This is a genomic window from Pseudidiomarina terrestris (genome assembly GCF_030466405.1).
Lineage (GTDB): Bacteria > Pseudomonadota > Gammaproteobacteria > Enterobacterales > Alteromonadaceae > Pseudidiomarina > Pseudidiomarina terrestris.
In genome coordinates this window covers 176,064-188,584 of record NZ_JAGGJF010000002.1, presented here as the reverse complement: position 1 = coordinate 188,584, position 12,521 = coordinate 176,064, and the positions used below count along the sequence as shown (strand labels likewise).

Genomic DNA, 12,521 nt, shown 5'->3' with positions numbered 1-12,521 from the left:
AAACGTTTCAGCTCTTGGTTCCACAGGGGGCTTCAGCGTTCGGGATAGTCCGCTTAGTTCCAATAACGGACGTTCAAACACATAAATACGCACTTTGTACGTCGGATTAAATATCAAGTTTTACATATGAAGGAATTTAGGCATCCCTAAAGATTAGCTTAGCGCAATAGTTAGCTGTTTTTTTAGGAACAGAAACACCAAAATCTAGCCAATAAATAACGTTATAATAACGGTAATCTTGCTCTTCCATGTATGCGTGAAGCAGTTTCTTTAGTTTGGACTTGTTGTTTGCTTGAACAATTTTTAATGAAGCATATTTACGAACTTTATCATTTTCACTATTTAATAAATTCAACAGCGTCTCATGAGTAAGAATTAAAAACTTACTAGGCGGCGCTGCCTTAATGATGTGTTTAAGAACTTTAAAAGTAATTTCTAAGTCGAAAACATCATCTAGGCGATTTTTAGCAATGTTGTAGATTGCTCCACCTAGGCACTCAGACCAATTATCCTCAGTTCTTGAGAGAGTAGAAAGTGAGCTTCTTTGAGAAGTATAATCTTTTTCAAGACTAGCTATTGCAATAATGTCTTCCCATTCGCCATGCTTACGCAAAAACTCGACCTCGTCGTAAGAGCTTTTAACAAAACCAGATTTAATGTTCTTTCTTACTCTCTCCAAATCACAAGCTTGGGACTTCCTGCATAAAACATCTAAGCCTTTGCGCGTAAGTTGTCTTCTTACGAAGCCCTCCAAACCACGAGTTTTATCAATCCTATTTTTACCAAAACCAATAGCTTCCAAATTTTTAATGTGTTTTTCGAAATCCTGACTAAATTGATCATCGACCTTATTTCTTAACTCATCTGCGTATTTTTTGAAGAATCTTTCGCAGAGAGTAACGTATGGAGTGCCATCGTAAATCTGTATTTCTGTTACTTCTTGTGAGAGCTCTTTCTCTGTCATCCTAAGGTATTGGTCACGCAAAACTTCCTCGTAGCACGCTTCGCCTTCTTCATCAGTTCGCATCGAATCACCTAACAAACTGGAAAGCCCTGCTGTTCTTCCAGTTGTCTTAACCAAAATGCGCTTTATCTCTTCTTTACTGAGTTTTTCGCCTTCCCCTATAGCTAATTCAATGGCCTTCTTTCGCACTTGAGCTTTTTTATCGTCGTATAATCTTTTCAGCTCATCTTTCGTTAGAGAGTTTCTATCGACCAGTCTTTGTAAGCTTTCTAATCTGATTTCTTTGCTTTTGTGGCTTAGGCCTAACTTAAGAAGTTCAGTATCAACCAAATTTGATTGCTGCAAAGCTTCTTTTAATAAGTCACTGTCTAAACTATCAAATGGATGCGTAAAAATCGTTTTAAGCGCACTTTCCTTATTATACCTAAGCTGTATGGCAACTTTAGCTTCTAAAGCTACGCGAGTAGTCCTGGATTTTGAACGGTCTAATTCTTCTTGGATCGCAATTAAATCTTCCTGCTTTCCATTTTGTTTCAAGTATTTTAGAGCTGCTACTTTTGTATCATCGGAATTTTTTTTGGCAAACCAGTTAGTTAAAAATAGCTTTCGATTTAGTAGTTTTCCGTCCGAAGGTAGAGGCGCCCCTATTAATTTCATCGCTTCTAACGCGCCTATAGCAATCTCTTCATCTAAAAATGACTTTAATTGTAAGCCGTTTTCATCTACCTCAGATATATAAAGATCGTACCAATGCCATATGGGAATGTTCTCATGCTGGATGTTTCTTAGCCCAGCGTCAAACAGCCTAGATATTTCTTTATGACCTAAAGTAGCTGCACCTCTATTTCTAAATAAGATATTTGCATCATGAACCCCAATGCGCGGTTCATCATTGCCTGAACTGGTCAATGTATTAGCAAGCAACCTAACTCTTGCAACATCAAACGAAGATAATTCACTTTGATTATCCGAGGAACTTAAAACTTCTTTTAAAAATTCATGTCCCTCTATGCCGAACAGGCCTTTTCCTGTGTTTACTTCATTTATAGTCTTCTTAACACTGGCTTGTTTTGTTTGTGACCTCTCGTCTTCTTCATCTTCATTCTCGCGCTCTTTTAGCTGGAACAGATAATCTTGTATTTTTAAGCGCACAAGTTGCTGTAAATCTTCGGGTTGATTGAAGGATTGAAAAAAAATTTTCCTTTCCTCAATCATACGCTTTTTGAACGCGATAACTTTTTTTAAATCATCACCGGGATCATTTAGAAGTTCTGGGTCTACCTCTTTAAAGTACATCGCCATCTCAGGCGTTTTCTCGTGCTCATACTTTTTTATAGACCGGGAATACTCCTCTTCAAATCCTGAAGTAAATGAGCCACCCGCACTTGGTGGCGTACCCCATTTTTTCCACATCATACCTATAAATAATTCGCAAACATCAAGTTCTTGGTTAATGATATGTTGAGGTCTGCCGTGTCCAGAGAGGGTATCTTCCCATCCTTTTAACACCACGTTAAAACCCAAATGAGGAGCTATTTGCTTATTAATCTCATCAACAGCCTCATTTGCGAGACGGCGTTCTTCTCCAAGATCGCCCGGAGAAGCCAAGAATACACTCACATTTTTCACAGTATCTGACATTAAGTCTGCCTAATTTTTTATAATCTAACTTTCTACCACAAAGAAGTGTAGCGATGTTATATTTCAATTTACGTTATGGGTTGAGAGCCGACTAAGATCGAGATTATCAGATAATTTGACGAATGTCGGCTTTTCGCTCATAGCAGACCTTTAGTTATCCACTAAACATTAACTTGCCGCGGACTCAACAGAGCTTAACCGAACGCCACTGGTGTTGTTTCAATCTCAAGTGACTCGATTTTCTTTAACGCATCGTCGACATCGATAAAGAAAAACTCCTTTCGCTTATTGATAAGGTTTACGCGCTTGTCATCAAATGTTTTGTGAATGTCTGACTCTAATTTTGGCGCATCCTCACAGTAGAAGAAACCATGCACATCGAAAGTATCCGGTACTGATGCATCACCCAACTCACGGACTCGCTCATTCGGGTCGGCACGGCGTGTCATTCCGATCTTCACAACCCCCTCACCAAATGAATTAACGTTCGAGATAACGTAAACAAAACCAGCTCTGGTCTGCTGCGCCATCGATACTGCTCTTTGCTCGCGGCTTTTAAGCTCCTCAAGCTCTCTCCTATGCATTTCCAGCTCTTGGCGTTGTGCCTCGGTCATACCATCTAACTTAGCCAACTCTCTTTCGACAAGCTTCTCCATTCGCTCTCTGTCTCTTCTGGCTTTCTCAGCTGCCACCTTTATCTTTTGCTCTTCTCTCTCTGCTTCACGCTCTAAAAGGCTTTCTTCGCGCTCCTCTTCCTTCTTCAACGCCTTCAACTCGGATATTTCGAAACTCAAATTCAGTTCTTTAAGCCGAAGCTCAAGATATTTTTTATCTATGAATGTTTTAACCAGCTGCCCGCGGTCATTAATCTCTTTGAACGCTCGTCTAACTCGCTCATTTAGTCGTCCGATATTATTCCAATTAGCCAACGCAACGGCTGATTTCACCTCATTGTCGAAACACCGGAGGCGCAGCCGTACTTCACGATTGAAAAGCGTTTTAACACCGGCCTTACGACCATTAATGGTAATGTCATCGCCCATATAACAAACACACGCACGCTTGGCCTTCACCATCGCTTTTATTGAGTCTTTCACACTTGATAGCTGAATCTGTAAGTCATCAATATCGTTCGTGCTATGCGTTACTTGGATTAGCGAGTCATCAACCGTACCTGCGCCAATGTCATATTGCGCTATAACTCGGCGGTTCGACTCTAACTCTTGTTTTCGACGGGTATACTGTGTTTGTAAATCTCTGTAACCCTGCTCAATCTCATCAAGCTCAGCCTGACCTTTATCAACCTCGGAAAAAACCGCAGACAGCCGTTCATAGTCTGCCGCGACCGATGCAGCCCGACGATGAGCTTTAACTGCAAAATAGGCACTTACAGTAAAGGCCAGTATGGTGATACCCAAAATAATTAGCCCTGTCGTCATATTGCCTCCGGTAGAGTTGAGTCTTCACGCTCTTTACGAGCACGCTTTGCCTGTTTCATAGCGTTTCGCATTAATTCCGACTCATGGTATTCCTTAGCCTCTGCTATCAGGTACCAGTCCGTATCAATTCCCTTTTCTTCTATGGCCGAGCGCACCTCTTCCGGTGACACCCGGAAAAACTCTTTACGGAAATTCTCCGTGTTTACCCGCCGATCATTAAAGACATTATGTAATGTATTTTCTAATGCTGGAGCATCTTCAACAAAGGCCAGCGCATGGACATCAAACCTGAACGGCACTGATGCATCACCAAGTTCTCTCACCCTATCCATTGGCTCTAAGCGTCGAGTCATACCAATCTTAACCACACCTTCACCAAAACAGCCTTCATTCGAGATGACATAGATATAACCGGCTCGCGTGATCTGCGCTTGTGACATCGCCCGAGTCTGCTTTTCCTCTAACCGCGCCTTCTCTGCCTTGATATCTTCAATCAAACGCTCTAATCGTGCCCGCTCAGCGCCAGCCAGCTGCTCTGCTTTCTTCTGCGCTTTACGTAACTCACTTTCCCGTGACGCAATCTCTTCTGACAACTCCTCAGAATCGTCCCCCGAACTTTGCTGAGAACGTAATAACTCTCTCTGCCGCTTACGCTCCTGCTTGAGCTCTTCGCGATGGTCAAGCTCTGTATGCCAACACTTAAGTTCATCTTTTTTGAGCAATGCATAACGCCGCGATATCTGAACCCCCGCGGTCTCACCAAGCTTGGAAAGCTGGTCAACTAAACGTTCTAGCTTCTCCACGGCTTTATCAAACGTGGCCGCCCGCATTTGTCGCCTGATAACCTCAAACTCAGCATTAAAAGCATCGAGTAACAATTTTCGATAATCACTGACCATACGGTTCCCATCTGAGCGACTTCCCATCCACTCCCACTGAGTAAAAGAATTAGTAGCCAAGCCCTCGCCAATACACTCAAACTGCTCTTCTCGGCACTTACGAATGCTCTCTTTTAAATCTTCACTGTCGTCGAACCGGAAAATAGGAGGTACCAACCCCACTTCAATCCGCTTTAGTTGCGCTGTTGTTGGTTCAATCGCTTTCTCAAGTTTATCCAAATAGTCGCGGCCCACACGCTGCTTCTCCTGAAAAACTGCTTTTTGCTTTAGCTGTTGCGAGAGGCGCTCGTCAACTGATTCATCCGATAACATCGACTCTCGCTGCTCAATGTACTTTAGGCGTGCTTGGTATTGTTTATTTTGGGAAGTACCATAAAAAACTAAGATAATCGTTGCGGCAATAAAGCCTAAAGGTAAGTACACTACAATGCTATCCATCGCACATTGTCCTTTTCGTGATTGATTGGGATAGGTTATTTATAACATGGTGACAAATTAAGCCAAATTGAAATTAGGCTCTGTACCTGAGCTTTCAAGGTGGCTAGCAAACACTGTGTATTTAACGGTGGTAACATCCCCGACGTTCAGCACTATTTAATAATGACGTCAACAAGTGCCGCTAAACTAAAGGGCCGTAGCGAGCAGCGGACGCTCTGATGGACTGCAAATTAGTCCCCAATTCGCTCTAAGCAGACCTTAGCACAGCTACTTCTCGAGCTTTTGCATCAATGACAAAAGCTCACTAATGACCAACTCAGGCTCATCCAATTGTACAAAGTGACCGCTTTTTTCAGTTAAAACAGATTTACCTTGAGGAAACGCGGTCGTCCAATTCTGCCAAAGCTCACCCCACATTTTTCTTCCTTGATCAGTGAAGAATAAGTTCGGTGGGTTCTCCATTTTCTTTACCGAAGTAATTACTGTTACTGGCATATCTTTAATTTGTGGGTAATCGGGTAACGGCCGCTTACTCCAAAAGTCCAAATATTGATTGGACATGCCACCTTCCATATCGGCGAGTTTGATTTGAGCAATTTCTTCGTTGCCCTTTTCTAAGTCGATAGCGCGTAAAATATCAACATCATGCTCGGACGAGGGATCTAACATCATGAGCGCTTTTATCTGCTCGGGGTAAGCTGCTGCAAAATCTCGTGCAACACTTCCCCCATAGGAGTGAGCGACAAATATGACAGGTTGTTGAATACCTAGTTCGGTTAGCAGAGCGCTAGCTTGTTCAGCGTAGTCTTGGGAAGTAAAGTGCTGCTTGATTGCAGTAGAGTTACCATTACCGACTCGAGAATAACGAATAACTTTTGCGTGCTCTGATAGTCTTTCAAAAACAGGTTCCCAGTCAGACATGCCTGCGCTGCCGCCGGCCTCCAAGAGAATGACTTCACTGCCATTTCCTGCAATCTCATATTCGAGCTCATACCCCTTAACTTTCACAAAGTCGGAATTAGCAAAAGCAACCACCGGAAATAAGAGACCAAAAAACAACCAACCAAATTTCATTATTTTTTCCTTAAAAATCTGCTCCCTTAATGAAGGGCAGTTTCGGAACGACACACAGTTACTTGAAGTCTGCAGTAAAATCAGTCTTTACCACACTCACTTCCACCACACTCTCAGTTTGCCAGCAATATAGGGCGAAAGAGTTGTAACCAAAAGAACAACAAGCCAGATATTGCCATCCTTAAATGAATAGGCCTCAAGTAATTCAGGCCACGATTTGCCCTGCCAAAGCCCAAATGAAAATTCAAAAACAAGCGTCAGCGCTAGCCAGCTTATACCAACCAAAAACAGCTGAGCGTTGTTTTTAAGCTGCAGCCAGGGCAGCGAGAAATACGCCACCATAAGGATCAAGGCTGAGAGTATCAGCCCGCTTAGAACAAGTGCCGCCGGAGTTCCGAATGTGGGTAGAAGTACAGACTCACGCAGTAATCCGTTGGCAATAGCCAGGACAAGGATCCCCGCCCAAACCATAAGAACTTTTAAAGCGATTCGCATACTCATCGTTTGCTCCTGGACGCTTAGTATTTTTAAAGTCTGCGTACCCCAAACCGGACAATAGATGAGCAGCCGATAGAAGAAAACATGCTCTCACTTATCACTATCAGGCCGGCTCGTTTTTTAAAAGGTCTGACACAACCGAAAGTCTGCGTATTGACCTCGGTTTGCCACCCACTAACGCAGCACGCATAGCTTCCCGCACAGATAAATCATCGTCAGACCAATGTTGCTCACTTTCGTACACCTCAACGCTGGGCCACTGAGCATAAGCTACGTACAGCCCCTCTTCTTCACGGTGCAACCTGGAACCCAGACTGCCAAAATTGCGATAAATAATTTCTGTGGTTTCGTCCCAGGCTTTTAAAAATTTGTCTTCAAAGCCCTTCTTAACTTCGAACTCCAAAAGAATACCAATCATTATTACTCCCGCAAATCCTGAACAAAATCATCGACGATCAAAAATCAGTATACCCAAAAATTAGCTACTTAGACTTCCGTAATGTGCTCTGCCATAAGCTTATGCCGCTCAGCGATAAACGACCATTGCCATCATAACTGTGATTATATACAGTATCGATTTTTATCGAAGGGGAAAACCGATGAGCATTATTGCTGAAGTCTGTTGGCGAAGTGAGGAATTAAACAGCACTGAAAACTTCCGATTAATTCGTCAACAAGCTCATTGGCTCTTGGAAGGCGATGTAACCATCACCGAATCAAATCGTTCAGCTCAGTGGCTCTATCAAATTACTTGCGACCCTAATTGGCAAACGCAGGAGGTTCGCATTCAACACTCCCGAATGGCACCGTTAACCTTCTCACGAGACAACGAAGGCAAATGGTACCAGAATCGGGTTTATCTACCGGATCTTAATGGGGCCGACGACATCGATCTCGGATTTACTCCAGCCACCAATACACTGCCCATTCGACGCCTGCAGCCTAAGATAAATGAAACCATCGTTTGTCATGCCGCCTGGTTTCGGCCAAATGATTGCAGCATCGTTCCAGTCGAGCAATATTACACTCGCCTGGGAGCTAATTTATATGAATACCATAATCCTGCCAGCGGCTTTCGGACGCAGCTTGATGTCGACCAGCATGGTCTTGTGAAAGCTTATGGTGATATCTGGTTCGCAGACTAAGGAGGGCTAACGAGAATGCCGTTCATGTCATGGCGTTTAAGGGAAACTCAGCATTCCAACAAAAGCACCGCCATCGACTCTGTAACTAGAATAGCAAAGGCCTCTTAGCCCGGCTAAAACTCCCATTCATGTCGCTTCGCGATAAAGAAGTCTAAGAATGCACGAATTTTAGCCTGGATCGGTCTGGACGGGTGGTAGTAAACGTAGACCTCAGCTCCCTCCCACCAATCATCCTGAAGGACTGGGCACAACCGTCCCTGCTTGATTATTTCCTGCATTGCCGCCGTATTAACTGGCAGGTTAATTAAACCGAGTCCGGCTTCTGCTAACTCTAAATGCCCGGCTACGGTTTTAATCTGACAGTTTGGCGTAACATACTGGGGCTGGCCATCGGCGCCCCTTGCAATAAGCACATTACTGGGTTGGTTATGCAAATAGCCGATCACCTTATGTCGCTCAAGATCGGCAACGGTTTTAGGCGTGCCCATTTTCTTTAGGTAATCAGGCGAGGCAAATATTCCATAGGTCGACGCCCATAATGCCTTGCGCTTCAAACCTGGATACCGTTGTCCAAGATAATCGCCAACAGCCCAGAATACGTCGTAGTCATCATCAATAATGTCGATGACGGACTCTTTGACATCTAAAGCAATGCCAAGCTCCGGATACTTTGCAGTGAACTCAGCCATCCAGGGTACCAGCGTCTCGTTGACGATATCGTTCGCCTGACAGACGACACGCAATTCACCGGTGACAGAGCTCTCGCTAGTTTCTCGCCAATGAACCAGTTCCTTGTAATGTTCCAGGAAAGCCTCAGATTTCTTTTTAAACTTGGCGCCGAATTCAGTGAGAACCAGTTTGCGGCGGGTTCGTATAAACAGCGCTTGATTGAGTTCGCTTTCCAGCCGCGCGATCTGTTTGCTGATCGCCATCACCGTCTTTGACTCGGCTTCCGCAACTCTGGACATATTGCCGGTCTCTGCAACCTGACAAAACACGCTTAGATCTCTTGGGTGCAACACGTGTAAACCTTTAGTTTAGTTTTTCTATACTATTAATACATTTATTTATACTCCGCAAGTGATTAATCTCTCTGCATCAACAAGGAATGCAAAATGAGGAAATGTCATGCAAATACAAGCGGCTGAATGGTTCATGCTGTTACTCGTCGTAGCGATGCCGGTATACAGTCTTTGGGAGTCCGACAAAGTCAAAGTTGCCATCATCGAGGGCAGGAAAACAAAACTCCGCGCCTATAAGGAAGCTATTATTTTTCTGTGGATACCAACGTCGGTGCTGCTGGCGTTATTATTTAGCGGCCGACTATCGCCATCTGAGCTTGGGTTAGTATGGCAAGGTAACTTATCCAACTGGATCGGTGCTGGCCTGGTTCTCGCCGTTTCTGCTTATTTCTTTTACTCTATCTATGCCCTGCTGAGTCATCCTGAGAAACTGGACGAGTTTCGTGATGCCGCGCAAAATAGCGACTGGATGGTACCTGCCACCAGTAAAGAGCTGCGCTGGTTCACGCTGGGCCTATCGGTCTCCGCTGGAGTCTGCGAAGAGTTGTTGTTCAGAGGCTTCATCATTGGCGTGCTGGGCAACGTATTCGGCGTAATTCTCAGCTTAGTTGTCGGAAGTCTGCTATTTGGTCTTTGCCACTTGTATCAAGGCTGGGGCAACGTCCTGCGTACCGCGATCATAGGCTTAGTTCTTGGCATCATCTATATCCTAACCGAATCGCTCTGGGTGGCCATCGCGCTGCACATACTGATAGACGTCTACGGCGGATTTATCGGCTATGCCTTACATAAAACCAAACCTGTTGCGTCTGAACCTAGAGAGGCTGTGTCGTAAGCCGGCAGCCTCGATTGCGTTTAACACCTGTTTACAAATTCAGCTTGATTCTGTAACAGCCTGTGGGTCTAATAAACAAAAAACCGAGAAAAATCATGACCCTTAATAGTATTCGCGTTGGCCTCTTGGCCTCGGCACTCCTTTTAATCGGCTGTAATGAGCCTGGCTATCCAGAGCATTTGCAGGTGCAACGTATTGACCAAAGCGATCTTCAGGCACTGTTAATTGCGCCGAAAGAGAGCGCAGGCGCGATGCCAACAGTGATCGTGCTAGGCGGCTCAGATGGCGGATTAGGTGGCGCGCAAGCGACCGCACAAGCTCTCGCTGAAGAAGGCATTGCGGCGCTGGCCGTCGGCTATTTTGGCCTGCCAAATTTGCCAGAAACGCTTAACAGTATTCCACTTGAGTATTTTGATGCGGCGCTTAACTATATCGATACCTCAACGCAGCTAAGTCGCAATCAGTGTCAGCAAGTGCCGGTTATGGGGAGTTCGCGCGGTGCAGAACTCGCTTTACTGCTCGGCGCGAACTCCAGCGACTATGGCCCGGTGATGGCTATTGCGCCCAGTTCTCACGTATGGGGAGCTGTGGGCGATACTCAAGCATCAGCCTGGACCCTTAACGGCCAGCCATTGACCTTTGTGCCGCGCCACTCCAACCCTGACTATTCCGCGCAACGCTTTATTGGCCGAGGCTATTTTCAACAGGATTTACAACATGCTGATGCCGTGGCGGCTCGCATTGATGTGAATTCGATTCAAGCTGAAGTTTTGTTGTTTGCCGGCGCGGATGACCGGCTCTGGCCTGCCGACGAAATGGCTCAGGCCATACAAGCGCAGCTTGCGACCGTCGGACCTGCAGCGCGGGTGACATCCATCATTTATCCAGCTGCAGGTCATGCCATCGCGCCCGGGCTGCCAAAGAATCTGACCGAAGTCACACTTGGTAACTCGCAAACGATCGTCCTGGGCGGACGCCCAGAGGCCAATGCTGCGGCCCAACAGGACATTTTGCGCCGTGCAGTTGCCGCAATTAAGAATCCAGTATGTTATGACAGCAAGGCATCCTTTAATGCCCATAAGCTCGACGAGCTAGAGCAGTTTCTGCAAACCTCGGGCACCTCGTCAATGGTCCTTATGCGGGCCGGTGAAGTCGTGTTTGAGTATGGCGACATCCATGAAAAACACACCATTCACTCCATTCGCAAGGCCATGCTGAACTCGCTTTACGGTATATACGTTGAGCGCGGTATTATCGACCTCGATGCGACTTTGGCTGAGCTGGGTATTGATGATTCAACACCATTAACCGAGGCCGAAAAGACCGCGACCATACGTCAGTTGCTGCAATCGCGCTCGGGCATCTACTTACCCTCTGCCGCAACCTCAGAAGGAATGCTCGCAGCCATGCCTCCACGCGGTAAGTTTGAACCCGGCGAGCAGTACATTTATAACAACTGGGACTTTAACGTCGCCGGAGCCGTTTTTGAAAAGTTGACCGGCGAATCGATCTACACTGCCTTCTACCGGGAAATTGCTAAGCCATTAGGTATGCAAGATTTTAAAGGTAGCTACACAACCATTGATGAAGACACCGACATTAGTCAGCTAGAAGTGGATGGTTTTTATCAATATGAACCTGAGAAATCTAAATTCCCCGCGTACCATTTCCGTATGTCTGCTTACGATATGGCACTTTACGGGCAGCTCTACGAAAACTTCGGTGTGTGGAATGGGCAACGTATTTTATCCCGTGAGTGGATTGAACAAAGTACCACGTCCTACTCTTTAACCAATCGCTACATGGACTTTGGTTATGGCATGCTTTGGAATGTTATCAACCCCAACGAGCAGCGTCCAGAACGCGCGTTTTTTCATACTGGCATCGGCATCCACATGCTCGGTGTTTACCCTAGCTCTGATCTTGTCTTCGTTCATCGCGTGCACACGGAAACCGATTATCAATTTGATCAGCAAAACCTTTATAGCATTATCGGCAAAGTGTTCGGCGCGCTTGAAGCGCGCCACAGTAATGAACCAGCAGACACCGATAAGTGACCGCATGGCACTAAATAGTGTCAGGCTCACTTTCCTCGACTACATTAAATGCTTCTTGACTCGCTTAGGCGAACAACTCTGAGGAGCAACGCAGATGAGCATTGAACGGGATTACTTTCAATTACGGCCAGAGGTCGAAAAGGCTTATGGTTACACGCATGCCGTCAAAATCGGCGATGAAATTAAGATCTCCGGCGCAGTAAGCATGGATGATCAGGGCGCGCCCACGGCTGTTGATGACATCGAGCAACAAATGAAAAATGTCTATGCTGATCTGAAAAAGGTCTTAGCGCATTATGGCTGCACCTTCGACCATGTCATTGTTGAGAATGTCTTCACCACGGATATGGCCGCCTTTCTGGCGGTGTCCGAGTATCGCAGTCAGCTCTATACCAAGCACTTTCCCACCGGTTCGTGGCTGGAAGTGAAAGGTCTCGCGTTGCCGGAATTTATGGTCGAGATTGAGCTCGAGGCGCGGGTTTGAACACTGTCTGAAAAAGATGACAAAA

General features: G+C 45.5%; 11 protein-coding genes. 4 read left to right on the top strand and 7 right to left on the bottom strand.

Annotated features, from left to right (window positions below):
• Positions 1-136: 136 nt before the first annotated feature.
• From J6J34_RS05130 to J6J34_RS05105, 6 genes are all read right to left on the bottom strand, one after another.
• Complete coding sequence (locus tag J6J34_RS05130) at positions 137-2,605, bottom strand: DUF4062 domain-containing protein (RefSeq protein ID WP_301898599.1); 2,469 nt, start codon at positions 2,603-2,605, stop codon at positions 137-139.
• 194 nt (positions 2,606-2,799) lie between these two features.
• Positions 2,800-4,044 carry an SNIPE associated domain-containing protein gene (locus J6J34_RS05125; protein WP_301898598.1) on the bottom strand — a complete coding sequence of 415 codons (1,245 nt, stop codon included), beginning with the start codon at positions 4,042-4,044 and terminating at the stop codon, positions 2,800-2,802.
• Positions 4,041-5,381 (bottom strand): SNIPE associated domain-containing protein, encoded by a 1,341-nt coding sequence (locus tag J6J34_RS05120; protein ID WP_301898597.1) that lies wholly within the window; start codon positions 5,379-5,381, stop codon positions 4,041-4,043. Before J6J34_RS05120 ends, J6J34_RS05125 begins: the two co-directional genes overlap by 4 nt.
• 267 nt (positions 5,382-5,648) lie before the next feature.
• Positions 5,649-6,455, bottom strand: a complete 807-nt coding sequence (locus J6J34_RS05115) for an alpha/beta fold hydrolase (protein WP_301898596.1) — start codon at positions 6,453-6,455, stop codon at positions 5,649-5,651.
• 96 nt (positions 6,456-6,551) lie between these two features.
• Positions 6,552-6,956, bottom strand: a complete 405-nt coding sequence (locus J6J34_RS05110) for a hypothetical protein (RefSeq protein ID WP_301898595.1) — start codon at positions 6,954-6,956, stop codon at positions 6,552-6,554.
• A gap of 100 nt (positions 6,957-7,056) precedes the next feature.
• Positions 7,057-7,371, bottom strand: a complete 315-nt coding sequence (locus tag J6J34_RS05105; RefSeq protein ID WP_301898594.1) for an antibiotic biosynthesis monooxygenase family protein — start codon at positions 7,369-7,371, stop codon at positions 7,057-7,059.
• Between the two features lie 181 nt (positions 7,372-7,552).
• Between J6J34_RS05105 and J6J34_RS05100 the strand changes: the two genes are divergently transcribed.
• Positions 7,553-8,098, top strand: coding sequence for a putative glycolipid-binding domain-containing protein (locus J6J34_RS05100; protein ID WP_301898593.1), 546 nt, complete (start codon positions 7,553-7,555; stop codon positions 8,096-8,098).
• Between the two features lie 113 nt (positions 8,099-8,211).
• Here J6J34_RS05100 and J6J34_RS05095 read toward each other — a convergent pair whose 3' ends face one another.
• Entirely contained in the window at positions 8,212-9,120 is a 909-nt protein-coding gene (locus J6J34_RS05095) for a LysR family transcriptional regulator (RefSeq protein WP_301898592.1), read from the bottom strand.
• Positions 9,121-9,226: 106 nt separating this feature from the next.
• On the opposite strand from J6J34_RS05095, the gene J6J34_RS05090 reads away from it, so the two are divergent.
• The 3 genes from J6J34_RS05090 to J6J34_RS05080 all read left to right on the top strand — a co-directional run bounded on the left by J6J34_RS05090 (position 9,227) and on the right by J6J34_RS05080 (position 12,496).
• Positions 9,227-9,955 carry a CPBP family intramembrane glutamic endopeptidase gene (locus J6J34_RS05090; RefSeq protein WP_301898591.1) on the top strand — a complete coding sequence of 243 codons (729 nt, stop codon included), beginning with the start codon at positions 9,227-9,229 and terminating at the stop codon, positions 9,953-9,955.
• A gap of 95 nt (positions 9,956-10,050) precedes the next feature.
• Positions 10,051-12,012 (top strand): serine hydrolase, encoded by a 1,962-nt coding sequence (locus J6J34_RS05085; protein ID WP_301898590.1) that lies wholly within the window; start codon positions 10,051-10,053, stop codon positions 12,010-12,012.
• Between the two features lie 94 nt (positions 12,013-12,106).
• Positions 12,107-12,496: a RidA family protein gene (locus tag J6J34_RS05080; protein WP_301720035.1), complete on the top strand. Its 390-nt coding sequence runs from the start codon at positions 12,107-12,109 to the stop codon at positions 12,494-12,496.
• Positions 12,497-12,521: the final 25 nt, after the last annotated feature.

Coding starts and splice junctions, on each gene's coding strand:
- J6J34_RS05080 (WP_301720035.1), top strand. CDS start 12,107: ATGAGCATTGAACGGGATTACTTTCAATTACGGCCAGAGGTCGAAAAG.
- J6J34_RS05090 (WP_301898591.1), top strand. CDS start 9,227: ATGCAAATACAAGCGGCTGAATGGTTCATGCTGTTACTCGTCGTAGCG.
- J6J34_RS05100 (WP_301898593.1), top strand. CDS start 7,553: ATGAGCATTATTGCTGAAGTCTGTTGGCGAAGTGAGGAATTAAACAGC.
- J6J34_RS05105 (WP_301898594.1), bottom strand. CDS start 7,371: ATGATTGGTATTCTTTTGGAGTTCGAAGTTAAGAAGGGCTTTGAAGAC.
- J6J34_RS05120 (WP_301898597.1), bottom strand. CDS start 5,381: ATGGATAGCATTGTAGTGTACTTACCTTTAGGCTTTATTGCCGCAACG.
- J6J34_RS05110 (WP_301898595.1), bottom strand. CDS start 6,956: ATGAGTATGCGAATCGCTTTAAAAGTTCTTATGGTTTGGGCGGGGATC.
- J6J34_RS05130 (WP_301898599.1), bottom strand. CDS start 2,605: ATGTCAGATACTGTGAAAAATGTGAGTGTATTCTTGGCTTCTCCGGGC.
- J6J34_RS05085 (WP_301898590.1), top strand. CDS start 10,051: ATGACCCTTAATAGTATTCGCGTTGGCCTCTTGGCCTCGGCACTCCTT.
- J6J34_RS05115 (WP_301898596.1), bottom strand. CDS start 6,455: ATGAAATTTGGTTGGTTGTTTTTTGGTCTCTTATTTCCGGTGGTTGCT.
- J6J34_RS05125 (WP_301898598.1), bottom strand. CDS start 4,044: ATGACGACAGGGCTAATTATTTTGGGTATCACCATACTGGCCTTTACT.